The sequence below is a fragment of the Streptomyces sp. NPDC026246 genome, assembly GCF_055567995.1.
In genome coordinates this window covers 829,701-854,397 of record NZ_JBVHPJ010000002.1, presented here as the reverse complement: position 1 = coordinate 854,397, position 24,697 = coordinate 829,701, and the positions used below count along the sequence as shown (strand labels likewise).

At 73.3% G+C, this 24,697-nt stretch carries 17 protein-coding genes and 1 other RNA gene; 10 read left to right on the top strand and 8 right to left on the bottom strand.

Annotated elements, in window-relative coordinates; genetic code table 11:
* Positions 1–2: 2 nt before the first annotated feature.
* The 6 genes from ACZ4M5_RS07945 to ACZ4M5_RS07920 form a co-directional block, all read right to left on the bottom strand.
* A complete protein-coding gene (locus ACZ4M5_RS07945) occupies positions 3–2,207 on the bottom strand; it encodes a bifunctional glycosyltransferase/CDP-glycerol:glycerophosphate glycerophosphotransferase (protein WP_467734168.1) in 2,205 nt (734 codons plus the stop codon).
* A 168-nt stretch (positions 2,208–2,375) separates the two neighbouring features.
* Positions 2,376–4,637, bottom strand: a complete 2,262-nt coding sequence (locus ACZ4M5_RS07940; RefSeq protein WP_467734166.1) for a bifunctional glycosyltransferase/CDP-glycerol:glycerophosphate glycerophosphotransferase — start codon at positions 4,635–4,637, stop codon at positions 2,376–2,378.
* A 141-nt stretch (positions 4,638–4,778) separates the two neighbouring features.
* Positions 4,779–5,639, bottom strand: coding sequence for a carbohydrate ABC transporter permease (locus ACZ4M5_RS07935; RefSeq protein ID WP_467734164.1), 861 nt, complete (start codon positions 5,637–5,639; stop codon positions 4,779–4,781).
* Complete coding sequence (locus tag ACZ4M5_RS07930) at positions 5,636–6,982, bottom strand: carbohydrate ABC transporter permease (protein ID WP_467734162.1); 1,347 nt, start codon at positions 6,980–6,982, stop codon at positions 5,636–5,638. Before ACZ4M5_RS07930 ends, ACZ4M5_RS07935 begins: the two co-directional genes overlap by 4 nt.
* A gap of 4 nt (positions 6,983–6,986) precedes the next feature.
* Positions 6,987–8,396, bottom strand: coding sequence for an ABC transporter substrate-binding protein (locus ACZ4M5_RS07925; protein WP_467734160.1), 1,410 nt, complete (start codon positions 8,394–8,396; stop codon positions 6,987–6,989).
* Between the two features lie 175 nt (positions 8,397–8,571).
* The gene (locus tag ACZ4M5_RS07920) at positions 8,572–12,894 is read right to left on the bottom strand and encodes an FHA domain-containing protein (RefSeq protein WP_467734288.1); all 4,323 of its coding nucleotides are present in this window, start codon (positions 12,892–12,894) and stop codon (positions 8,572–8,574) included.
* Positions 12,895–13,255: 361 nt separating this feature from the next.
* Between ACZ4M5_RS07920 and ACZ4M5_RS07915 the strand changes: the two genes are divergently transcribed.
* From ACZ4M5_RS07915 to ACZ4M5_RS07900, 4 genes are all read left to right on the top strand, one after another.
* A complete protein-coding gene (locus ACZ4M5_RS07915) occupies positions 13,256–14,968 on the top strand; it encodes a serine/threonine-protein kinase (RefSeq protein WP_467734158.1) in 1,713 nt (570 codons plus the stop codon).
* A gap of 122 nt (positions 14,969–15,090) precedes the next feature.
* Positions 15,091–16,338: a serine/threonine-protein kinase gene (locus ACZ4M5_RS07910; RefSeq protein WP_467734156.1), complete on the top strand. Its 1,248-nt coding sequence runs from the start codon at positions 15,091–15,093 to the stop codon at positions 16,336–16,338.
* Between the two features lie 58 nt (positions 16,339–16,396).
* Complete coding sequence (gene prfB, locus ACZ4M5_RS07905) at positions 16,397–17,503, top strand: peptide chain release factor 2 (RefSeq protein ID WP_398109984.1); 1,107 nt, start codon at positions 16,397–16,399, stop codon at positions 17,501–17,503.
* A gap of 292 nt (positions 17,504–17,795) precedes the next feature.
* A complete protein-coding gene (locus ACZ4M5_RS07900) occupies positions 17,796–18,428 on the top strand; it encodes an LPXTG cell wall anchor domain-containing protein (protein ID WP_467734153.1) in 633 nt (210 codons plus the stop codon).
* A 114-nt stretch (positions 18,429–18,542) separates the two neighbouring features.
* Here the strand turns inward: ACZ4M5_RS07900 and ACZ4M5_RS07895 are convergent, their stop codons facing one another.
* Positions 18,543–18,734 (bottom strand): hypothetical protein, encoded by a 192-nt coding sequence (locus ACZ4M5_RS07895; protein WP_467734151.1) that lies wholly within the window; start codon positions 18,732–18,734, stop codon positions 18,543–18,545.
* Positions 18,735–19,026: 292 nt separating this feature from the next.
* Here ACZ4M5_RS07895 and ftsE point away from each other — a divergent pair, with 292 nt between their 5' ends.
* The 5 genes from ftsE to ssrA all read left to right on the top strand — a co-directional run bounded on the left by ftsE (position 19,027) and on the right by ssrA (position 22,931).
* Positions 19,027–19,716: a cell division ATP-binding protein FtsE gene (ftsE, locus tag ACZ4M5_RS07890; RefSeq protein ID WP_003990615.1), complete on the top strand. Its 690-nt coding sequence runs from the start codon at positions 19,027–19,029 to the stop codon at positions 19,714–19,716.
* A 40-nt stretch (positions 19,717–19,756) separates the two neighbouring features.
* Positions 19,757–20,674 (top strand): permease-like cell division protein FtsX, encoded by a 918-nt coding sequence (gene ftsX, locus ACZ4M5_RS07885; protein ID WP_369196409.1) that lies wholly within the window; start codon positions 19,757–19,759, stop codon positions 20,672–20,674.
* A 68-nt stretch (positions 20,675–20,742) separates the two neighbouring features.
* Complete coding sequence (locus tag ACZ4M5_RS07880) at positions 20,743–21,915, top strand: S41 family peptidase (protein WP_467734149.1); 1,173 nt, start codon at positions 20,743–20,745, stop codon at positions 21,913–21,915.
* 46 nt (positions 21,916–21,961) lie between these two features.
* Positions 21,962–22,444, top strand: coding sequence for an SsrA-binding protein SmpB (gene smpB / locus ACZ4M5_RS07875; RefSeq protein ID WP_369196411.1), 483 nt, complete (start codon positions 21,962–21,964; stop codon positions 22,442–22,444).
* Between the two features lie 98 nt (positions 22,445–22,542).
* Positions 22,543–22,931: a transfer-messenger RNA gene (ssrA, locus tag ACZ4M5_RS07870) on the top strand.
* A 63-nt stretch (positions 22,932–22,994) separates the two neighbouring features.
* On the opposite strand, the gene ACZ4M5_RS07865 is transcribed toward ssrA, so the two are convergent.
* Positions 22,995–24,203 (bottom strand): MFS transporter, encoded by a 1,209-nt coding sequence (locus ACZ4M5_RS07865; RefSeq protein WP_467734147.1) that lies wholly within the window; start codon positions 24,201–24,203, stop codon positions 22,995–22,997.
* A gap of 239 nt (positions 24,204–24,442) precedes the next feature.
* On the opposite strand from ACZ4M5_RS07865, the gene ACZ4M5_RS07860 reads away from it, so the two are divergent.
* On the top strand, positions 24,443–24,688 hold the full coding sequence (locus ACZ4M5_RS07860) for a hypothetical protein (RefSeq protein ID WP_467734145.1): 246 nt from the start codon (positions 24,443–24,445) through the stop codon (positions 24,686–24,688).
* Positions 24,689–24,697 lie beyond the last annotated feature (9 nt).

The following is a 24,697-nucleotide window of genomic DNA, read 5'->3' as shown; positions in this document are numbered from 1 at the left end:
GGTCAGCTCCTTACGAGGGTGGCGGCCGCGGGGGCCGGGACCCGCTGCGCGAGCGGGGTCACGGGCGGGATCGACTCGGGCGGCTCGCCCAGCAGCACCCGGCGCACGACGCGCTCCGCCGCGCGCCCGTCGTCGAACTGGCAGAACCGCTCCCGGAACGCGGCCCGCAGCGCCGCGGCCCGCTCGTCCGCCCAGGCGCCGTCGCGGAACACCGCGGCCAGCTCCCCGGGTGTCCGGGCGACGCGGCCGGGCGGGCACTCCATCAGGTCGAAGTAGACGCCCCGGGTCTCGCGGTAGACGTCCCAGTCGTCGGCGTACACCACGATCGGGCGGTCCAGGTTCGCGTAGTCGAACATGATCGACGAGTAGTCGGTGATCAGCGCGTCGGCCGCCAGGCACACGTCCTCCGACGAGCGGTGCCCGGTGACGTCGATGATCCGGCCGCCCCCGCGGCTACCCGGCCCCCGGTCGTAGAAGTAGTGGGCGCGCAACAGGACCACGTACTCGTCGCCGATCGCCTCGCAGAACTCCGCCAGGTCTGGGCCCGAGGCGAAACCGGTGGCGTAGTCGCGGTGGGTGGGCGCGTACAGCAGGGCCTTCTTGCCGTCCGGGACGCCGAGTTCCTTCCGCACCCGGGCCACGTCCTCGGCGGACGCCGTGCAGTACACGTCGTTGCGCGGATAGCCGTACTCGAGGGTCTCGTGCGCACCGGGGAAGGCCGACTCCCACATCTGCGTGGAGTGCCGGTTGGAGGTGAGGTTGTAGTCCCAGCGGTCCACCCGGGCCAGCAGCCTGCCGATGCTGCCGGTCGCGGCGGCGACCACCGGGTACGTCGACTGGTCGGCGCCCATCTTCTTCAGCGGGGTGCCGTGCTGGGTCTGCAGGTGCACGCTGCCGGGGCGTTTGACCACGGCGTCCGCGAAGTTGGCGTTGTTCACCAGGTACTTGGCGCGGGCCAGCACCCGCCAGTACTCCCGGCTGCCGATCACCGCGTACTCCACGTCCTTCGGCATGCTGCCCACCGCGTCCGGCTCCACCAGGAACACCGCGCGCAGGTGCGGGGCGAGTTCGCGGGCCTTGGCGTGGATCGCGGCCGGGCTGCAGGCGTAACCGCGGCCCCAGTACGCGCAGTACACGACCAGGTTCTCGTCGATCGGCAGCCGCAGGTCGACCGCGTAACGCAGCCGGGTGCGCAGGCCACGCGGGTGGGGCAGCAGGGCGGCGGCCCGGGCGGCCCGCCGGTTGGCGGCGCGCAGGGCGCGGAAGGCGGCGTACGAGCCGGACGCCAGCAGCCGGTGCTGCACGCCGAGGCTGCCGCCGGGCGCCCGGTAGCCGTCGGGGCGGTGCCGCCGGTACAGCAGGCTGGCCCGCCGGAAGAAGGCCCGCCGCCCGGCCGGCAGCCGCCCGGGATGCGCGGCGGTCTTCAGCACGGCGGCGAAGAGCTGCTCGAACAGCGGCCCCCGCCGCTCGGCCGGCACGCCGAGTTCCGCCGCCCGCGTCAGCACCAGCTCGCACTGGTCGAGCAGTTCGCGGTGGTGCTCACCGGGCAGGTTGAGGCGGTTGCCCTGGCGGCGGAGGTGGTGGCGGACCACGACCGTGCGCAGGACCGCCACCCGCCGGGCCCGCAGCGCCGCCTGACCGCCGAAGCCGATGTCGGTGAAGTGACCGCCGGGGAAGGTGATGTCCTCCTCGGCGAGGAAGGCCCGGCGGTAGGCCGCGCTCCACGCCGGGAGCGCCACCCCGGTCAGCCGCGGGGCCCGGTCGGGGGAGAAGGCACCGGCCGGTGTCCCGGCCAGGACGGCCGCGGCCGGGTTGGCCGGCTCGCCCTCCCACCACGGGACGCGCTCGTGCTCGAAGTGCAGGACGTCGGCCTCGCCCACCGCGTCCAGCCGGGCGGCCAGTGCCGCCAGCGCCCCCGGGGCCAGGACGTCGTCACCGTCGAGGAACAGCACGTGCCCGCCGCCCGCCGCCCGCAGCCCGGTGTTGCGCGCCCCGGCCAGCCCGTCCGGCGCGGGGGAGTACACCACCGTCACGCGGCGGTCCCGTGCGGCGTACCCGGCGGCGACGTCCGCCCCCGGCGCGTCGGGTGCGTCGCACACCGGGATCACCTCGAAGTCGCCGAAGGACTGGGCGAGGACCGAGTCGAGTGCCAGGGACAGCCGGCCCGCGACGCCATGGGACGGGACGACGATGCTGAAGCGGGGCATTCTGCTCTCTCTGTCGAGGGTTGGCGGGTGGGACGGGGCACGGGCGCCTGCCGCGCCCCGCTCGGCGGGGCGCACGGCCCGGGACCCCCGAGGGGCGCCAGGAGGGCGGCCGGCTCGGCGTCGGCCGTGAGGGACCGGACGGCCTGCGGGCTCCCCGGGCGGCCGTGGTCACCGGACGTCGGTCACGACCCCGGGGCCCGCCGGCCGCGGCACCGTGGTGAGCGGTTCCCGGGTCAGTGAGGCCGCCGCCGACGGCACCGGGCAGCGCTCCTCCAGCGGCACCACCGGCGGCAGCTCGGTCTCCCCGAGGACGACCCGGCGCACCACCCGCTCCGCGGCCCGGCCGTCGTCCCAGGTGCAGAACCGCCTGCGGAACGCCGAGCGCAACTGTGCGGAGCGGGAGCCGCGCCAGTGGCCGGTGGCGAAGATGTCGATCAGTTCGTCCTCGCCGCGGGCGATCGCACCGGGCGGGAAGGCGCGCAGGTCGAAGTAGGTGCCGCGGGCCGCCTCGTAGGCCTCCCAGTCGTCGGCGTGGATGACGATGGGCCGGTCGAGGTTGGCGTAGTCGAACATCAGCGACGAGTAGTCCGTGACCAGGGCGTCCGAGGCCAGGCAGAGCGATTCCACGCTCGGGTGCCCGGAGACGTCCACGACCCGGCCGCCGCCCTCGGTCAGCGGGGCGCCGTAGGCGTGGTGGGCGCGGGCCAGGACCATGTAGCGCGGGCCCAGGCGGCGCACGATCCGCTGCAGGTCGAGGCTGTGGCGCTGGGAGCGGCGGTAGTCGCGGTGGGTCGGCGCGTACAGGATCGCCACCGTGCCCTCGGGGATGCCGAGGGAGGAGCGCAGCCGGGCCACGTCCGCCGCGGTCGCCGTCCGGAACACGTCGTTGCGCGGGCAGCCGTACTCCAGCGTGGTGTAGCGGCCGGGGTGGACGCGCTGGTGGGTCAGGGTCGTGTGGCGGTTGGCCGACAGCACGTAGTCCCAGGCGTCGACGTCCTTGAGCAGCCGTCCGAAGTCCCGGCCGCGGGCCGCCGCCGGGCGTTCCTGGAGGTCCAGGCCGATGTGCCCGAGCGGGGTGCCCTGCCCGGTCTGGATCAGGACCTGGCCCCGGCGTTTGGCGAGGCCGTGGTCGAACCCGGTGTTGCTGACCAGGTACCGGGAGCGGGCGAGCGCCGTCCAGTAGGCGGCCGTGCCGGGCACCAGCCGGCGGGGACCCGGCGGGATCGCGTGGTGGTGCTCGGGACGGGCGGCCCACGCGGTGCGCACGTGCGGGGCGAGGCCGCGGAACGCGGTCTCCAGCGCCCCCGGGCTGCAGCTGTGGCCGCGCCCGTCGTACGCGCTGAAGACGGCCCGGTCGGCGCGCAGCGGCAGGCAGCGCTGCACGCGGTAGTGGGCCCGCAGCCCGGCCGACCGCAGGCCGCGCCGCAGCCGCCGCGTGGTCCGGGCCGCGGCGCGGTGCACGGCCGACGCCAGCTGGAGGGCGCGGTAGGTGCGGTGCAGGCCGAAGCGGATCAGGGTGTGGTGGATGCGGCACCGCAGGGGGACGGGGGCGCCGGGGGTGCGGTAGCGGCGGTAGTGGGCGCGGGCCTGCCGCAGGAACCGTGCGCGGGAGCCGCGGGGCAGCCGGTCCCGCCGCGCGTAGACGATCGCCAGGTGGTGGACCATGCGGCGGAACAGCACCGGCCGCCACCGGGCCAGCTCGGGACGCCCGTCGAGGAACGCGAAGACCCGGTCGTACTGGTCGAACACGTCGAAGTGCCGGTCGCTGGTGGTGCGCAGGATGCTGCCCTGCCGTCGCTGCCGGTAGTGCACGCACACCCGGTCCAGGGTCGCGAGGGAGTCCGCCGTCATCAGCACCGGGTACGTCCAGGGCGTGTCCTCGTACCAGCCGGGCGGGAACGCGAACCCCTTGGCCTCGACGAACTCGCGCCGGTAGGCCTTGTTCCAGGCGACCATCAGCAGCCGCAGCAGACCCGGGCGGTCCTCCAGGCGGAACGGGGCGGGGCCCTGCTCGGCCAGTTGCAGGGCCGCCTGGTTGCGGACCGCCTCCCCGGTCCAGTAGGTGCGCGCGTAGTCGAAGACGAGGACGTCGGGCTCGCCCGTCTCCTTGAGCCGGTCGGCGATCGAGCGCAGCGAGTCCGGGGTGAGGGTGTCGTCGCTGTCCAGGAAGAGCAGGTAGTCGCCGCAGGCGTGGGCCGCCCCGGCGTTCCTGGCGGGACCCAGGCCGACGTTCTCGGGCAGGTGGACGGGACGGACGCGGGGGTCGCGCGCGGCGAACTCGTCGATGATCGCCCCGCACGCGTCCGGTGAGGCGTCGTCGACGACGATCAGTTCCAGATCGGGACAGGACTGGGAGAGCACCGATTCGAGGCACTCGTGCAGGTACGCCTGAACCTGGTACGCGGGGACAATGACACTGAACCTGGGCAAGAGGCATCCATCGGTCGGCGCGGGCGTTCGGCCCGGGAACGGCCGGCGGGGCCGGTTGGTTACGGCGGCTACGTCATCCGGGGGAACGCCGAAGGGGCGGTCCGCTCCCGGCCCGCCCCCTCAACTCGCCTCCCGTGCCGCCTACTTGACCGCTCCGGCCATGACGCCGGACACGAACTGCCGCTGGAACGCGAAGAACACGGCCAACGGGACCACCATCGAGATGAACGCGCCGGGCGCCAGTACGTCGATGTTGTTGCCGAACTGCCGTACCTGCGTCTGGAGTGCGACGGTGATCGGCTGGCTCCCGGAGTCGGAGAAGATCAGCGCGACCAGCAGGTCGTTCCACACCCACAAGAACTGGAAGATGCCGAGCGCGGCGATCGCCGGGGCCCCCAGCGGCATGACCACCCGGAAGAACAGGCGCAGTTCACCCGCCCCGTCCAGCCGGGCCGCCTCCAGCAGCTCCCGCGGGATCTCCGCGAAGAAGTTCCGCAGCAGGAACACCGCGAACGGCAGTCCGAAACCGACGTGGAACAGCACCACGCCGAGCACCGAACCGAAGATGCCGATGGTGCCGAAGAGTTCGGCGATCGGGATGAGCGCGACCTGCACGGGCACCACCAGCAGCCCGACCACGCCCAGGAACCACCAGTCCCGGCCGGGGAACTCCATCCACGCGAAGGCGTAACCGGCGAGCGAACCGATGATCACGACCAGCACCGTCGCCGGCACGGTGATCCAGACGGTGTTCACCAGGGAGCTGGTGATGTCCTCGTTCTGCAGCAGCTTCGCGTAGCTGTCGAAGGTGATCTGCGAGGGCTCGGTGAACACCTTCCACCAGCCGCTCGCCGCGATGTCCTCGGGCGAACGGAGACTGGACAGCAGCAGCCCGATGGTCGGCACCAGCCAGAACAGCCCCACGACGACGAGGAACACCCGCAGCACCCCGCCGCTGACCGCTCCCGCGAGCCGCGATCCCAGTGACTGTCCGGCCTTCATCGCCGCACCTCCCGCCTGAGCCGGCGCACGTTGAACCACATCACGGGGATGACCAGGAGCAGCAGGAACACCGAGATGGCGCTGGCGATGCCCGGCTGGTCCTCGGAGAAGCCCTTGCGGTACAGCTCCAGGGCTAGGACGTTCGCGTCGTCCTGGGAGGAACCCGGGGCGATGATGAAGACCAGGTCGAAGACCTTCAGCACGTTGATCATCAGGGTGACGGTGACGACCGCGAGGACCGGCGCCAGCAGCGGCACCGTGACCCGTCTGAACACCTGCCACTCACTCGCACCGTCCACCCGGGCCGCCTCCATCAGCTCCCGGGGCACACTCGCGAGCCCGGCCGCGATCAGCACCATCGCGAAGCCGGCCCACATCCAGATGTACGAGCCGATGATGGCCGGGGTGACCAGGGACGGGCCGAGCCAGTCCAGGCCGTTGTACGGCTCCTTGAAGTTGCTCGCCGGCAGCCGCAGTTGCGCCCCGTCGGCCGATGCGGGCAGCGTGAAGGTGCCGTCGCCCGCGGCCGTCGTCGAGGCCACGACCCTGCCGTCCTTCACGGCCTCGATCCGCATGCCGGCGTAGCCCAGCTCGGACGGGTCGACGCCGTTCAGCGTGCCGACGCCCTTGCCGCGCGTGAAGTCCTGCCAGGTCGTGCCGGTCACCTTGCCCGGTTCGGGCTTCGGCGCCGCGGCCCGCTTCGCGTCGTCCGGCATCAGGTCCGGCGCCACGCCCACGAGCGGCAGCGGGACGGCCTCGCCGGCGCGCACCGGCGACGTGGTGACGAACGCCCCGCCCCCGGCCGGCGCCAGCGGCGACTGCCGGCCCGGGTGGGCCTTGGGGAACGCCGAGGACTGGGCGAAGGTGTCGTGCACCCCCACCCACACCGCGTTCGCCACGCCCTTGTCCGGGTCCTGGTCGTACACCAGGCGGAAGATGATGCCCGCCGCCAGCATGGAGATCGCCATCGGCATGAAGACGACCAGCTTGAACGCCGTTCCCCAGCGCACCCGTTCGGTCAGCACCGCGAAGACCAGGCCGAGGGCCGTCGCCACCGTGGGGGCGAACACCACCCAGATGATGTTGTTCTTCAGCGCGGTGCGGATGCCCTCGTCGGTGAAGAGGGCCTTGTAGTTGTCGATGCCGGCGAAGCCGTCGCCGGACTGGTCGTAGAAGCTGCGGACCACCGAGTACCCGATCGGGTACACCACGAGCGCGCCGAGCAGGACGAGCGCGGGCAGCAGGAACAGCACCGCGACCGTCCTGCGGGTGCCGGTCACGCTCTTGCGCGACTTGGGAGCGGCAGGGGGCGTGGCGCCCCCTGCCGCCGTGGCCGACGTCATGACGTCAGTTCCCGTACGCCGCGGCCGCTTCGGCCTCCAGCTTCGCCTGCGTGCCCGCGATGTCCTTCGGGTTCTTCAGGAAGTCCTGCAGGATCTTCCACTCACCCTTGCCGGGCGTGCCGCCGAAGGCCTGCGGGGCCTGGTCGGACATGTCGAAGCGGAAGTCGTCACCGGCGTCGATGAGCGCCTTGGCGATCTTCTGCTGGACCGCGTTCGGATAGGCGGAGTCGGGCACGTTCTTGTTCGGCGAGAGGTAACCGCCGAGCTTGGCCTGGATGGTGGCCGCGTCCGGCGAGGCCAGCCAGGTGGCGAGCGCCTGCGCCCCCTTCGAGTCCTCCAGGATCACGGCCGCGTCACCGCCCGAGACGACCGGGCCGTTGTCGCCGACCGCCGGGAAGGGGAACACCTTCGCGTCCGTGCCGACCTTCATGCTCGTGGGGATGTTGACCTGGGCGAAGTCACCCGCGGCGACCATGGCGGCCTTGGGCTGGTCCCCGCCGGTGAACACCTGCGTGACGGAGGCCGGGAAGTCGGTCTGCAGTGCCCCGTTCGCCCCGCCCGCGATCCAGTCGGGCTTGCCCCAGACCTGCGCGAGGGTGGTGAGCGCGTCCTTGACGGACGGGTCCGTCCACTTGATCTCGTGCTTGGCCAGCTGGTCGTACTTCTCCGGGCCGGCCTGGGAGAGGTAGACGTTCTCGAACCAGTCGGTGAGCGTCCAGCCCTCGGAACCGCCGACCGAGAACGGCGTGACGCCGGAGTCGAACACCGTCTGCGCGGTGTTCAGCAGCTCCGGCCAGGTCTCGGGCTCGTTCGCCCCGGCGTTCTCGAAGACCTGGTTGTTGTACCAGATCAGCGACTTGTTGGCGGCCTTGTAGTAGACCCCGTAGCCCTTGCCGTCCACCTTGCCGATGTCCTGCCAGCCCTGCGAGTAGTTCTCGCCGAGCTCCTTGAGGGCCTCGGAACCCAGCGGCTTGGCCCAGCCCTTGTCGACGGCCTGCTTGATGGCGCCGGGCTGCGGCAGCATCGCGATGTCCGGCGGCTGCCCGCCGGCCACCTTCGAGCCGATGAAGTTGATGATCGGGTCCTGGGCCGGCACGAACGTCACCTTGGCGCCCGTCCGCTTCTCGAACTCCGCCAGCACCTTCTTGAAGTTGGCCTGTTCGGTGCCGCTCCACACGGCGGCGACCTCCAGGCTCGTCCCGTTCAGCTTCGGCAGGGTGACCTGACTGGCGGTTTCCTCCGAGGTGCCGCTGTCGGAACCGCTGTCGTCGTCGCCCCCGCAGGCGGTGAGCGAGAGCGCGAGCGCTCCCGCGGCGACGGCTGCCGCGGCCCTGGTGGCCGTGCGGCTGTGGGGGGTCGTCCGGTCCCGCTCGGGCGACCGGCGTGTCCGGATGGTCCTGGTCGTCTTGCGCATGACTGCCCCGTTCTTCGTTCCTCGTCGAACGTCGAGCGCGCTCCCGTGCGATCTGGTCTACGCCCGGGTGTGCGGGGGCGGCAAGATGGCGTCCGCTGTCAACCGGGCGATCGTGACTCCCTCGTGACCAGGGGCGTGGCCGGGCCCGTCCGGTGGGACCGGGGGCCGCACCCCGTCACAGGAGCGACGGAACCCGGACCGCCGCGACCTCCCGCGCCGCCCTTTCCAGCGCGCTGGCCAACAGTGCCAGGTCGGTCGGGCCGTTTCCGAGCTCCCGCACCGGGCGCCGGGCCGGAGGGTCACCCATGCGGTGCCATTCCAGGGGCACGACCGTGGGGCGCAGCGTCGCCGTCCGCGGGATCCGGCCGGTGACCCGGCCCCCCTGGAACGGGATGCGGCGCCCGTCCGCCCCGGTCAGGCTGCCGCGGCCCGGCGCTGGTTCGTCCGGGCCCGGGGCGGGTTCGTCGAGCGTGACGCGCAGGGTGGCCCGGCGGGCCGGTTCGGTCTCCGCGGTGCGCGGGCAGGGGCCGGTGGCGGCCACCAGGTGCACCCCGAGCCGCTCGCCCTCACGGGCCACGGCCTCCAGGGCGCGCATCACCGATCCGGCCGCGGGCCGCCCGGTCGAGCCGAGGGCGGGGGAGACCAGGGCGTCCAGGTCGTCGACCACCACCACGAGCCGGGGCAGCGGGGGCGCCGCCGCCTCGGTCTGCCGGCGTGCGGCTCCGGAGCGCAGCCGGATGGTCGAACTGGACGGCGAGTCCAGGTCCCCGGCCCCCTCCGCCGGGGTCTCGGCCCCGCCCCGGCCGGTCGCGGTGCGCTGGGTGACCATCCGGCCCGACAGCTCCCGCCCGGTGTGCCACTCGGCGAAGCCGGATCGCCCCAGCAGCTCGCTGCGCCGCTTCAGCTCGGCGCTCAGCGACTGCGCGAACTCCCGCATCAGCACCGGGTCGTGGGCCGTGAGGTAGGTGGTGACGTGCGGTACGTCCGTACACAGCCGCAGACCGTCGCCCGGACCGCCGCCCGCGCCCGGCCCGCCCCGGCCGTCGACCAGGACGATGCCCAGCCGGTCCGGCCGCTCGGCGGCGGCCAGGGACGCGACGACCGTCCGCAGCAGCTCCGTACGGCCGCTGCCCGGCGGGCCCTCGACCAGCAGGTGCGGTCCCTGCGCCGCGAGGTCCGCGCACACCGGGCCGCGCGGTCCGGCGCCCAGCACCGCACGCACCCGCCCACCCAGGGCCTCGGCGTCGTCGGCGGCGTCCGCCCAGCGCGCCATGAGGGAGGCGGGAGTGGCCCGGGCCAGGCCCAGTTCGTCCAGCAGCCGGGCCGACTGGGGCAGCGGAGCGGAGACCCGCGGCTGCCGCCCACCGCCCGCCTCGTCGGTGCGCAGCGGCGCGAGCGCCCGCGCGAACCGCTCCGCCCAGGCGGGCGACACGGCGTCGACCGTGGCGATCGTGCCGTGCCCGACCGGCCCGGCCGGCGCGCCGTCGCCGCCGGCCCGGGCCACCCGCACCAGCCGCAGGGCCGTCGCCACGTCCCCGCTGAGCAGGGCGACGGCACCACACTGCCGGAACGTCGGCGCCACGGAGCACGCCGCCTCGTAGGTCTCCGTCACGGGGGAGGCCGGGGAGGCAGCGGCGGTCTCGGCCAGGCACAGGACGTGGATCCCGGCCCGGGGCCCCTCCAGCGCCAGCCGCGCCACGGCCTTGCGCAGGTCCGCCCCGCCCGGGTCGCCGTCGACGACGAGCACGGTGTACGGGCCGGGGAACGCGGCCGCCCGGCCGGTGCCGGCCTCGTCGTCGGGGGCCCACGAAGGACGGCGCGGCGCGGGCACGGAGGGACCGTCGCCGGGCGACCGGGCATCCTCCGGAGCGCGCGCGGGCGAGGCGCCCACCGCCGGGGCGCCGGGTGCCGGTACCGCCTCGGCCGACTGGTCCTCCAGCCGGCGCGTGAGCTCGTCCGTGCGGGCCGCGGCCTGTTCACGGTCGTGGGCGAGGAGCAGCCGGCAGTCCTGCCCGTGCCCCGGGCGGACGTGCGGCAGCCAGCCCAGCCAGGACCACTCGGCCGCGCGCTCCTCCAGGGGCCGCGAGCGGTCCGCGGCGATCAGGACGATCTCCAGGGTGTCGGGGGAGTGCAGCGCGGCGAGCTGTGCCAGCACCGCCCGGGCGAGCCCGGCCAGCCGCGCCCGCGGCCCGGCCAGCCCCAGCGCGCCGACCTCGCGCAGCCCGGCCGTCACCGGCACGGCGGGCAGCAGGCCCGAGCCGTCCGGCGCGGGCCGGTCGGCCGTACCCAGCCGCACGGCCAGCGCCTCGGAGTGGCCCGGCCCGCGCTCCCAGAGCCGGGGCCCCGGGCCCAGGGCCGTCAGCAGCAACGCGGCCGGATCCGGCCAGGTCTCCCGCACGGGCGCGGCGGCGAACGCCGAACGGTCCGGCGCGACCACCGCGGGCGGCTCGTCCTCGTCCACCTCGTACGGGTCCGGGGCCTGCTCCCCGCGGCCACCGGCCAGTCGCCGCGCCCACGCTCCCAGCCCGCGCCGGCGGGTCCCCGACGGCACGTCCGTGCCCCGCAGGGGAGTGCCCTTGCGCCCACCGCCGCGCTCGTCGGAGGCCGCGGGGTCGTCGATGCCGGCGCCGCCGCCCCGGTGGCCCCCACGGTCACCGATCTCCACATCCGGGCGATCGGCCACCCGGCCTCCGGGCCGGTGGGTGCCCGGCCCGCCTGTGCTGCCGTGGTGGTGATCGGGCGTTCCGGCTCCGGGCCGGGGCCCGCCCCAGCGGTCCACGCCGCTGCCGTCGTGGTGGCCGGGGCTTCCGGCTCCAGGACGGTGGGTGTCCCGCCCGCCCGTGCTGTCGTCCCCGTGGTGGGGGTTTCCGGCTCCGGACTGGGGCGCGCCCCAGCGGTCCACGCCGCTGCCGTCGTGGTGATCGGGCGTTCCGGCTCCGGGCCGGTGGGTGTCCCGCCCGCCCGTGCTGCCGTCCCCCTGGTGGGGGTTTCCGGCTCCGGACCGGGGCGCGTCCCAGCGGCCTGCGCTGTCGTCCCCCTGGACACCAGGGCCTCCGGCTCCGGGCCGGTGGGTGTCCCGCCCACCCGTGCTGTCGTCCCCGTGGTGGGGGTTTCCCGCTCCGGACCGGGGCGCGTCCCAGAGGTCCGTGCCACCGCCGTCGTGGTGATCGGGGCTTCCGGTTCGGGGCCGCTGTGCGTCCCAGCGGCCTGCGCTGTCGTCCCCCTGGCGGGGGCCCCCGGCTCCGGGACGCTGGCCCTCCCGTCCGCCTGAGCTGCCGTCACCCAGGTCGGGGGCTGCGGACCCGGCCCGTGCCGTCGGCCGGTGGGTGGCCCGTCCGCCCGTGCCGCCGTCCCGGCGGGGGGAGCCGTCGGTCGACGGGCCGTCCGTGGCCCGGGGCCGGGGCACGGCGGGAGGGGCGTCCTCGGCGGGGCGGGCCTCGCCCCGTCCGCGCGCCGGGGCGGTCCCGCCACCGTCGGCGGCTTCGCCGTGCACCGCGAAGCCGGAACGCCCCGCGTGCGTGTCCCCGTCGCCGCTCGACGCACGGGACTCACCCTGACGGCGGGACGGCCCGGAACTCTCTTCCGGCGGCCGCACCCCGAAACCCGACGGCCGCACCTCGAAGGACGTGCGCGGGGTCCCGCCCGGCCCCCGCGCGTCCCCGGACTCCCGCGTCGGCGCCGCGCCGTCGTTCTCGATCCGGGGCGCCGCACCCTGCCCGGGCACCACCCCGGGCGCCCCGGAGCCGCCCGGTGCGCCCCACGCCCCCGGACCGTAGCCGTGGTACGTCGGACCCGAGGGGCCCACGGCCGCCGTGGAAGGCTCCCTCCCCCCGCCCGAGGGGCCCGGCACGCGCACGTGCCCCTCGCCGTCGGGAGTCGTCGCCACCCGGCCCCCGGGCCCGCCCGCCGGAGCCAGCCGCAGCGCGGACTCGCCGATCCGCAGCAGCGCACCCGGCGCGAGACCGACGGCACGGCCGCCCACCCGGACGCCGTCGAGCGTCGTGCCGTTCGTGGAGTCCAGGTCGGCGACGGAGACACGGCCGTCCGCCCCGACCGTCACCGCGCAGTGCAGCCGGGAGACGTCCGGGTCGTCGAGGGGCACGTCGGCGTCGGCCGAGCGGCCGATACGGATCTCGCCGCCGTTCAGGAGATGGACACCGCCGGCGTCGGGCCCCGCGACGACCTGGAGCTGCGCCGGGGCGTCCGCCAGCTCGGGGTGCGGCTCGGGCTCCCCGGGCGCGCCCACGGACAGCACGGCACCGTCGGTCAGCGGCGGCTCGCCGAGCGTGCAGCGCTGGGCGTCCAGCCGCTGCTCCCCGGCGTACAGCACGGGCGTGCCCGAGCCGTCACCGCCGGAGACCGCCTGGGCGAGGGCGGAGGCCACCGCCGCGAGCGCCGTGCCGGCCGGTGCCGTGACCAGGACGTCGCTGCGTGGGGCACGGTCCCGCCCCGGAGCCGATGCGCCCAGCGGATCTACGACGGTCAGCCGGATCTGCATCGCCGTCAGCGGTCCCTTCTGCCCGGGCGCGGAGTCCCCCACCCCGCCCCAGCACGTCGGCCAGTACTGCACGCATCCTCGCACCTGCCACCGACAACGCGCCCGCTCCTCCGGAAAAGGTGATCTTGATTGGTCGGCTCTGCCCGCAAAAGTGCCGGAGAACGGCCCGGAGGGCGACCGCTTGAGATCGGTCACGCCCGTAACCGGCAACCAGGAGACCGAGGTGCGCGTCTTTCCTTCGAACGAGCGTGGGAGCGGTTACGTAAGACCCACAGAAAGACGACACTCCGGTCTCAGGCGCCCGGCACTACAGTGGGGCGGACAGGCCAGCAGGCAAGGCAAGCACCAGGGAGCGCATGACGTGCGGCCGGTAGGCAGCAAGTACCTGCTCGAGGAGCCGCTCGGACGCGGCGCCACGGGCACCGTCTGGCGAGCCCGCCAGCGCGAGACCGCGGGCGCCGAGGCGGCCGTGCCGGGGCAGCCCGGCGAGACCGTCGCGATCAAGGTCCTCAAGGAGGAGCTGGCCGGCGACCCGGACATCGTCATGCGGTTCCTGCGCGAGCGGTCCGTGCTGCTCCGGCTCACCCACCCCAACATCGTCCGGGTCCGCGACCTGGTCGTCGAGGGCGAGCTGCTGGCCCTGGTCATGGACCTCGTCGACGGTCCCGACCTGCACCGCTACCTGCGCGAGAACGGGCCCTTCACACCCGTCGCGGCGGCGCTGCTCACGGCCCAGATCGCCGACGCGCTCGCCGCCAGCCACGCCGACGGCGTCGTCCACCGCGACCTCAAGCCGGCCAACGTGCTGCTGAAGCAGTACGACGGGCGGATGCACCCGCTGCTGACCGACTTCGGCATCGCCCGTCTCGCCGACTCCCCGGGCCTCACCCGCACCCAGGAGTTCGTCGGCACGCCCGCGTACGTCGCCCCCGAGTCCGCCGAGGGCCGCCCGCAGACCTCCGCCGTCGACATCTACGGCGCCGGCATCCTGCTGTACGAGCTGGTCACCGGCCGCCCGCCGTTCTCCGGCGGCTCCGCCCTGGAGGTGCTGCACCAGCACCTGAGCGCCGAGCCGCGCCGCCCCTCCACCGTCCCGGACCCACTGTGGACGGTCATCGAGCGGTGCCTGCGCAAGAACCCCGACGAGCGGCCCAGTGCCCTGAACCTCGCCCGGGGCCTGCGCGTCGTCGCCGAGGGCATCGGGGTGCACGCGAACTCCGCGCAGATCGCCGCCGCCGAGGGCGTCGGCGCGCTCCTGCTGCCCGACCCGGCCCCCGCGCCGGTGCCGGACACGCCGGGCGCGGCCGACCCGACCCAGGTCCTCCCGCAGGGCGCCGGCTCCTACGACCCGAACGCCGCGACCAGCGTCCTGCCGCACACCGCCGGTCCGGCCGGCGCCGCCGACCCCACCGCCGTCATGAACCACCGGGGCGCCGCCGACCCGACCGCCGTCATGCCGCCGGTCCCGCCCGGCGCGCCCGGCCACCCCGGACAGCAGAACCAGCAGGGCGGTCCCGAGGACCCGCACCCCTGGCAGAACCAGCTGCGCGCGGCCCGCGACCGCAACGAGCAGACACAGGTCCAGTACCTCGACCCGAACGAGGACCCGCTGCGCCGCCGCCCGCAGCGCCAGGTCGCCCGGCCCCAGCAGCCCCCGCGCCGCCAGGCGCCCCCGCCGGCCCCCGGCTACGGCTACCCGCAGCAACAGCAACAGCAGTACGCCCCGCAGCCCCAGCAGTACGCCCCCCAGCCGCAGCGGCCCCAGCCGCCGCAGCGCTACGCCCCGCCCGCGCCCCCGGCACAGCCCCAGCAGCCGCAGCGGCCCCAGCGCGAACCACGGCAACCCCGGCAGCGCAGCGCCAATCCGATGCGCATCCCCGGGCTCGGCTGCCTGAAGGGCTGTCTGTTCACGCTCGTCATCCTGTTCGTCGCGGGCTGGCTGGTGTGGGAGCTGAGCCCGCTCCAGGAGTGGATCGGCACCACCAAGGGCTACTGGGAGCAGCTCACCGACTGGTTCTCCACGGTGACCGGCTGGTTCGAGAAGCTCGGAGGGAGCGGTTCCGGCACGAACTGACCGGAACCGGCCCGCCAGGTTGGAGATTTGTCGACACCTGGCGGGTGATTTCCGCCTCCCCGGTGAAGGTTGGCTCCCCGGACGCGTAGTTTTAACGACAACACGCGTCGGTAGGAGCAGCCTTGGCACGGAAGATCGGCAGCCGGTACACCGCCCACCAGATCCTCGGGCGGGGCAGCGCCGGCACGGTGTGGCTGGGCGAGGGTCCCGAGGGTCCCGTCGCCATCAAGCTGCTGCGCGAGGACCTCGCGTCCGACCAGGAGCTCGTGGGGCGCTTCGTCCAGGAGCGCACGGCCCTGCTCGGTCTGGAGCACCCCCACGTGGTGTCCGTGCGCGACCTGGTCGTCGACGGCAACGACCTCGCCCTCGTCATGGACCTCGTCCGCGGCACGGACCTGCGCACCCGCCTGGACCGCGACCGCCGGCTCGCGCCCGAGGCGGCCGTCGCCATCGCGGCCGACGTGGCCGACGGACTGGCCGCCGCGCACGCCGCGGGCGTGGTGCACCGGGACGTGAAGCCGGAGAACGTCCTGCTCGACATGCAGGGACCCCTCGGCCCCGGCGGCTCGCACCGCGCGCTGCTGACCGACTTCGGTGTGGCCAAGCTCATCGACACCCCGCGCCGCACCAAGGCCACGAAGATCATCGGCACCCCCGACTACCTCGCCCCGGAGATCGTCGAGGGTCTGCCCCCGCGCGCGGCCGTCGACATCTACGCGCTCGCCACGGTCCTCTACGAGCTCCTCGCGGGCTTCACCCCGTTCGGCGGCGGCCACCCCGGCGCGGTCCTGCGCCGGCATGTCACGGAGACGGTCGTCCCGCTGCCCGGCATCCCGGACGAGCTGTGGCAGCTGCTCGTGCAGTGCCTCGCCAAGGCCCCCGCCTCCCGGCTGCGGGCGTCCGAGCTGGGCGCCCGGCTGCGGGAGCTGCTGCCGATGCTCGCGGGCATGCCGCCCCTGGAGGTGGACGAGCCGGACACCGACTCCGACGAGGACGCCGGCCGCCCGGAGCAGCCCGCCCCGGCGGCACCGGCCGGGGAGCGGGTACGCCGCCGCGGGGCCGTCCCCCTGGTGCCGGGCGCGAAACCGGCCGACTCCAACCGCGACACCCACACCTCGATGCGCGTCCCGGCGCCCGACGAGCTGGCCGGCGGCGCCCACGGCACCGCCCGGGCGCCCCGCGCCCCCGGCGCCCCCCGCCCCGGCTCGGCCCGCAACCGCGCCGCGGCCCGGCGCCGCCGGGTGGCCCTGGGCGCGGGCGCGGTCGCCCTGGCGGCGGCGCTCGGCGTCGGCGCCTGGCTGACCACGGCCGGTGACGACGGCGACACCCCGCCCCAGGACACCAGGAACTCGGCGCCGCAGTCGCCCTGAGCCGCCCGTGACGGCCGCCCGGCGATGGCCGCCGGGCGGAGCCGTTACGCTGGAGGGCGTGGCAGTCGTCGATGTATCCGAAGAGCTCAAGTCCCTCTCCTCGACCATGGAGTCGATCGAGGCCGTCCTGGACCTCGAGAAGCTGAGGGCAGACATCGCCGTGCTCGAGGAGCAGGCGGCCGCGCCGTCCCTGTGGGACAACCCCGACGAGGCGCAGAAGATCACCAGCAAGCTCTCCCACCTCCAGGCCGAGGTGCGCAAGGCCGAGGCCCTGCGCGGTCGCATCGACGACCTCGGTGTCCTCTTCGAGATGGCCGAGGAGGAGGACGACCCGGACACCCGCGCGGAGGCCGAGTCCGAGCTCGCCTCCGTCAAGAAGGCGCTGGACGAGATGGAGGTCCGCACCCTCCTGTCGGGCGAGTACGACTCCCGCGAGGCGCTGGTCAACATCCGCGCCGAGGCCGGTGGTGTCGACGCCGCGGACTTCGCCGAGAAGCTGCAGCGGATGTACCTGCGCTGGGCGGAGCAGAAGGGCTACAAGACGGAGCTCATCGAGACGTCGTACGCGGAGGAGGCCGGCATCAAGTCGACCACCTTCTCCGTGCAGGCGCCCTACGCCTACGGCACCCTCTCCGTCGAGCAGGGCACGCACCGGCTGGTGCGCATCTCGCCCTTCGACAACCAGGGCCGGCGCCAGACCTCCTTCGCCGGCGTCGAGGTGCTCCCCGTCGTCGAGCAGTCCGACCACGTCGACATCGACGAGTCCGAACTGCGCATCGACGTCTACCGCTCCTCGGGCCCCGGCGGCCAGGGCGTGAACACCACGGACTCGGCGGTGCGCATCACCCACCTCCCGACCGGCATCGTGGTCTCCTGCCAGAACGAGCGCTCGCAGATCCAGAACAAGGCCACGGCGATGAACGTCCTCCAGGCCAAGCTGCTGGAGCGCCGCCGCCAGGAGGAGCAGGCCAAGATGGACGCCCTCAAGGGCGACGGCGGCAACTCCTGGGGCAACCAGATGCGTTCGTACGTGCTGCACCCCTACCAGATGGTCAAGGACCTGCGCACCGAGTTCGAGGTCGGCAACCCGGAGTCCGTGTTCAACGGTGAGATCGACGGGTTCCTCGAGGCCGGGATTCGCTGGCGCAAGCAGCAGGAGAAGTAAGTTTGTCGACAAGGCAACTGCCGCCCCCGTGGCGGCAGTTGCCTTTTGCGTACGTGCCTCGATGGGTTCTGCGTCACATCCACACATACGGACTCCCGGCATAGCCCCCGTAGCCGGACATGGCGCCAGCAAACGGCCTTGACGTGTTCTTGAAAAGTGGGAAGGGTGAAGTGCGGCATGCGTGTCTCCGGGGCGCATGTGAACCGGGGGGCCTCTCTCACCGCGGCCGTCCCCGTCGAGCACAGCCCCGAGCGCTGCCTAATGACGATGAGCTACTGGGGGTAGCAACCACATGACGAAGAAGACGCGGATCCGTGTCGCGCGCATAGCGGCCGGTGCCGTCATCGCGGCCGGTGCCTCGCTGACCGCGGCGGGTGCCGCATCCGCCCTCGACCTGGGCGTGAACGTCGGTGTCGGGGTGAACGTCGGCAACGACCCGACCGAGCCCGCTCCGACCGACCCGGCCCCGACCGGCATCCCGACGGACCTGCCGACGGACCCGGCCCCGACCGACCCGGGCCCCACCGACCCGGAGCCGACCGTGGACCCCGAGCCCACGGACCTGCCCACCGAGCCGACGGGCAACCCCACCGAGCCCACCGAGGACCCGACGGACGCCCCGAGCGACCCGGGCAACGGCAACGGCGGCGGTAACGGCGGCGGCGACAACGGCAACGGCGGCGGCAACAACGCCGACCCCGACGGCGGCACCTCCCCGCAGCAGGAGGGCTCCTCCGCGCTCACCGACACCGGCTCGGACAACGCGCCGGCGCCGCAGGCCAAGGGCAACGGCGAGGAGCTCGCCGAGACCGGTGCCGCGCAGACCACCTTCCTGGTGATCGGCGCCGCCACGATGATCGCCGGCGGTATCGGCTTCCGTCTGCTGCCGCGCCTCGCCGGCGGCCGCGGCGGCGCCGCCGCCTGACGACGGCGCCCGCAGGGCACCGCACAGCGCAACACCGAGGGCCCGGAGCGTCACGCTCCGGGCCCTCGGCCGTGTCCGGGAAGTCCTGCCGCCGCGGGCGGGCCCGCTACGACGTCACGCGGTCTGGTGCGCCAGGAGTGCCACGGCCGCGATCAGCACCGTCAGCAGGGCGATCAGCGCCATGGGGCTCAGATTCCCGAGGAAGTTCTCCTGCTGCAGGCGCTCGCGGTTCGCGCGGCACACCGGGCAGCGGCCCTCGCTCACGGGAGCCGCGCAGTTCGCGCACACCAGCCGGTCGTACGTCATGCGCTCGCCCTCCTTGCGCCGGTTCCACGTGTCCAACGTGTGGGGGGACGGGAATGTTCCCCCCTCCACTGTGCCAGGTTCCCGGGCGCGCCGCGCGGCCGCCGCCGAACGTGACCGCGGGCGCACGGCACTGCCGCCCGGGGGCGGCACGGCCGGGCGCGCCGCTCCCCGCGCCCCCCGACGGACGTACAAAACGGCACATCCGCTGCGCAACCGCGACCGGTGACTGCGGCCCCCTGCCCGGTTCGCGTAAGGTCACGCTCATCTACCCCCGGCGACCCGTGGTGCATCCGTGATCCGATTCGACAATGTCTCCAAGGTCTACCCCAAGCAGACCCGCCCCGCCCTCAGGGATGTCTCCCTGGAGGTCGAGAAGGGCGAGTTCGTCTTCCTCGTGGGGTCCTCCGGCTCCGGAAAGTCCACCTTCCTGCGGCTGATCCTCCGCGAGGAGCGGTGCAGCCACGGACAGGTGCACGTCCTGGGCAAGGACCTCGCCCGCCTGTCCAACTGGAAGGTGCCGCAGATGCGGCGCCAGCTCGGGACCGTCTTCCAGGACTTCCGCCTGCTGCCGAACAAGACGGTCGGCGAGAACGTCGCCTTCGCGCAGGAGGTCATCGGCAAGTCCCGCGGCGAGATCCGCAAGTCGGTGCCGCAGGTGCTCGACCTCGTCGGCCTCGGCGGCAAGGAGGACCGGATGCCCGGCGAACTGTCCGGTGGTGAGCAGCAGCGCGTCGCGATCGCGCGGGCGTTCGTCAACCGGCCGAAGCTGCTCATCGCCGACGAGCCCACCGGCAACCTCGACCCGCAGACCTCCGTCGGCATCATGAAGCTGCTGGACCGCATCAACCGCACGGGCACGACCGTGGTGATGGCCACGCACGACCAGAACATCGTGGACCAGATGCGCAAGCGCGTCATCGAACTGGAGAAGGGCCGCCTCGTGCGTGACCAGGCCCGCGGTGTCTACGGCTACCAGCACTGAGACCGCACCCGAGATCCACGGAAAGGCATAACCAGCCGCCATGCGCGCCCAGTTCGTCCTGTCGGAGATCGGCGTCGGTCTCCGCCGCAACCTGACGATGACCTTCGCGGTCGTCGTCTCCGTCGCCCTGTCGCTCGCCCTGTTCGGCGGGTCGCTCCTGATGAGCGACCAGGTCAACACCATGAAGGGCTACTGGTACGACAAGGTCAACGTCTCGATCTTCCTCTGCAACAAGAGCGACGCCGAGTCGGACCCCAAGTGCGCCAAGGGCGCGGTGACCGACGACCAGAAGAAGCAGATCAAGGCCGACCTCGACAGGATGAACGTCGTCCAGACGGTCACCTACGAGACGCAGGACCAGGCATACAAGCACTACAAGGAGCAGTTCGGCGACTCCCCGCTGGCCGCCTCCCTCACGCCGGACCAGATGCAGGAGTCCTACCGCATCAAGCTGAAGGATCCCGAGAAGTACCAGGTCATCGCCACCGCCTTCAACGGCCGGGACGGCGTGCAGTCCGTGCAGGACCAGAAGGGCCTGCTGGACAACCTCTTCAAGCTGCTGAACGGCATGAACTGGGCCGCCCGCGCGGTGATGGCGCTGATGCTGGTCGTCGCGCTGATGCTGATCGTCAACACCGTGCGCGTCTCGGCGTTCAGCCGCCGGCGGGAGACCGGCATCATGCGCCTGGTCGGCGCCTCCGGCTTCTACATCCAGGCGCCGTTCATCATGGAGGCCGCGGTCGCCGGACTCATCGGCGGCACCCTCGCCTGCGGATTCCTGCTGATCGCCCGGTACTTCCTCATCGACCACGGACTGGCCCTGGCCGACCAGCTGACGCTGATCAACTTCATCGGCTGGGACGCCGTCCTGACGAAGCTGCCGCTCATCCTCGCCACCAGCCTGCTGATGCCCGCGTTGGCCGCGTTCTTCGCGCTGCGCAAGTACTTGAAGGTGTGACGCACGCCAAGAGGGGCCGTACGGTCAACCGGCCGTACGGCCCTTCCCCTTGTCCTAGACTCACCGGCATGTCAGGTCGTGACCCGTTCTGTCAGCCCCGTCGCATCCGCCGCGGGGCCGCCCTGACCTTGGTGTTCACGAGCGTGCTCGTCGCCGGTGCCGCCACCGGGGCGTTGCCCCAGGGACAGGGGAAGTCCGCGCCGGACGAGGCCCGTTCGGCCGCCGCCCCGCTCGCGCGTCACGCCGAGGTCGCCAGGGCGGCCGAGGAGGCCATGGCCGACGGCAAGTCCCCCGTGGAGGCCGCGAGGCGGGCCGTCAGCCGCAGCGGTGACCGCTGGGCCGCCGTCTACTCCCCGGGCGAGTACGAGGAGTTCGAGGACACCCTCGACGGCCGGTACACCGGGGTCGGGCTGTCGGCCGGCAGCGAGCGCGACGGCCGGGTCGAGGTGACGAAGGTGCGCGCCGGCTCGCCCGCCGCCGACGCCGGGATCCGCCCCGGGGACCTGCTGCGCAGCGTCGACGGCGAGAAGACCGACGGCCGTCCCGTCACGGAGGTCGTCTCCTTACTCCGCGGGGACGCCACCGACGCCCCCGCCGGCACCACCGTCCGCCTCGGCCTGGAGCGCGCGGGCCGCGCCTGGACCGAGACGCTGCGCCGGGCCCGGCTGTCCACCGACTCGGTCACCGTCCGCGAGCTGCCGGGCGCCCTCACCCTCATCGACGTGGACACCTTCACCAAGGGCTCCGGCGGCCAGGTGCGCGACGCCGTCCGGCGGGCCCCGCGCGGCGCCGGGGTCGTCCTGGACCTGCGCGGCAACTCGGGGGGCCTCGTCACCGAGGCCGTCACGGCCGCCTCCGCCTTCCTCGACGCCGGCCTCGTGACCACCTACGACGTCGAGGGCGAGCAGCGCGCCCTGCACGCCGAGCCCGGCGGCGACACGACCCGGCCGCTGGTCGCGCTCGTGGACGGCGGCACGATGAGCGCCGCCGAGCTGCTCACCGGCGCCCTGCAGGACCGCGGGCGGGCCCTGGTGGTGGGCTCGCGCACCTTCGGCAAGGGCTCGGTACAGATGCCGGCCCGGCTGCCCGACGGCTCCGTGGCGGAGCTCACCGTCGGGCACTACCGCACCCCCTCCGGGCGCGCGGTGGACGGCCGGGGCATCACCCCGGACCTGGAGGCCGACGAGGGCGCCCTGCAGCGGGCCGAGGCCGTGCTGAGGGGTCTGGCGCGCCCTTCGTAATCCGCTTTCCCCCGGACCCCCGCGTAGTGCGAAAATGGTCGGCACTATGGCTAAGGAAAAAGGGCGCAAGCTGATCGCGCAGAACAAGAAGGCGCGGCACGACTACCTCGTCATCGACACGTACGAGGCCGGCCTGGTCCTCACCGGTACCGAGGTGAAGTCGCTGCGCCAGGGAAGGGCGTCGCTGGTCGACGGCTTCGTCCAGCTGACCGACGGCGAGGCGTGGCTGCACAACGTGCACGTGCCGGAGTACAGCCAGGGCACCTGGACCAACCACAGCGCACGGCGCAAGCGCAAGCTGCTGCTGCACCGCTCCGAGATCGACAAGCTGGAGTCGAAGTCGGGGGACACGGGCCACACCATCGTGCCCCTGGCGCTGTACTTCAAGGACGGCCGGGCCAAGGTCGAGATCGCGCTGGCGAAGGGCAAGAAGGAGTACGACAAGCGCCAGGCGCTCCGGGAGAAGCAGGACCGGCGGGAGACCGAGCGGGCGGTCTCCGCGGTGCGGCGCCGGCAGCGCGGGGCGTAGGAATACGCTGGCACCGACCTGCGTTGGTCACGTACGATGGTGCGTGCACCCCACGGCGGGTGCGGGCCCCTCTCCGGAGGGGATTGTCAACACAACATGGGGATGATCGGTTTCGACAGCGGATGTCGAAGCAGGGGAAGCGTGTCGAGGAAGCGGCAATGATCTCGTAAACCATATGTCGCAAAAAATAATCGCCAACACCAAGCGCGATTCCCAGTCCTTCGCCCTCGCTGCCTGATAAGCAGTGACTGAAGGACCCTAAATGGGTGTCAGCCCGGGGGCGTTCCCGACCCGGATCCTGGCATAAGCTAGGGAACTAAACCATCGAGCCCGGTCACGGGGTTCGATGGGAAATCACACAGTGACTGGGCCCGTCGGCGACTTGTTCGCGTGATCGCCGGGGCCGAGAAAATCACAGCGAACTGCACACGGAGAAGCCCTGGTTCTGCACCGTTGGACGCGGGTTCGATTCCCGCCATCTCCACTCATCCCATGTGGGCGAAGGCCCCGCCACTTCCGAGTGGCGGGGCCTTCGTCATGTGCGTGAGGCTCAGGCGAGGACGTCGGGGACGGGGCGGGGGGAGGCGGCCGTGGGCAGGGAGAGGAGCAGGGCCGTGACGGCGGCGATCAGGGGGATCGTGTAGCCCGCCGTCGGTGTCATGTGCTCCACCGTCCAGCCGCCGAGCGCGCTGCCGCAGGCGATGCCGCCCAGCAGACCGGTCACGGCCAGGGTCATGCCCTCGTTGATCCGGCCCTCCGGCGTGCGCTGCTGGACCAGCGTCATGGTGGTCACCATGGCCGGGGCCGTCGCCATCCCGGCGACCAGCAGCGCCACGGCCAGCAGCGGCAGCCAACCGGTGACCGACGCGGCGAGCAGGGGCAGCGTCAGCAGGGCCGCCATCGCCGCCAGGCACCACGGCAGACGCGCGGAGGCCGGTCCGTCGAGCCGGACCGTGCCGTACAGCAGGCCCGCCGCGCAGGAGCCCGCCGCCTGCAGCCCCAGCACCACGCCCGCCGCCGCCTTGTGTCCCTGCGCGTCGGCGAACGCGAGCGTGACGACCTCCGTCGCGCCGAACACCGCCCCCATCGCCAGGCACACCACGAGCAGCGGGGGAATGCCGGGGGCGCGCAGGGGCGCCCGCGCCGGTACCCGCCCGGCGACCGGCGGCTCCGTCGCACGCCGGGAGGTGAACAGCACCATGCCCGTCAGCAGCAGCACCACCGCGGTCAGCGTGCCCGCCTCCGGGAAGAACGTCCCGCACAGGAACGCCGCGAGCACCGGCCCCAGCATGAAGCACAGTTCGTCCGCGGCCTGCTCGAAGGAGTTGGCGGTGTGCAGGGCCTTCGCGTCGCCGGCCAGCAGATGCGCCCAGCGCGCCCGGGACATGCCGCCGGTGTTCGGGGTCGTGGCGGTGGCGGCGTAGGAGGCGAACAGCGTCCAGTCCGGGGCGCCCCGGCGGACGCACAGCAGCAGGGCGAGGGAGCCGAGCGCGGCGAACACCGTGGCCGGCAGAGCCACCCGGGCCTGTCCGTACCGGTCCACCAGTCGCGCGGTCCAGGGTGCGACCAGCGCGGTCGCCGCCAGACCCGTCGCCGTGACGGCACCGGCGAGCGCGTACGAGTCGCGCGCACCGGCGATCATCACGACCGCGCTGACGCTGAACATGCCCATGGGCAGCCGGGCCAGCAGGTTCCCGGCGGTGAAGGCACGGGTTCCCGGCAGGGCGAACAGGCGGCGGTACGGGGTGAGTCGGGGCATGCGGCCACCGTCCCCCGACGGTGATCGACACGTCCAACACCTGTTCCGCCCGGACTCACGCACCTGTGTTGTGAAACGGCCGAACGGGCCGTGGCGGGAAAGATTCGCTCCTTGTTCTTCATACAGCGATATGGAGAGCCCTAATGCTTCTCGTAGCGCAGGAATAAGATGCTCATTCACGCGGATCCTTCACTCTTTTGCCGCGCATCCGCCGAAGTGAGCCGACGGTTAGTCGGTACATGACCGAGGCGACCAGGAAAGACGGCTGGGCGGTAACGCTCGGGCCGTACACCTACATTCCCGCTCCAGCGCACTCGTCCGCCACCGTCAACGGCACGCTCACCAGAGGCGGTTGCCCGGTCACGCTGCAGGTGACCGAACCGGTGCTGCGCGATTTCATCCGCACCATGAGCACCCTGGAGAAGGATCTCGCCCGCCGCTGGATCAGCGCCACGGAATGGCCCACCCTGATGCTCGCGAATTAGCGGGGCCGC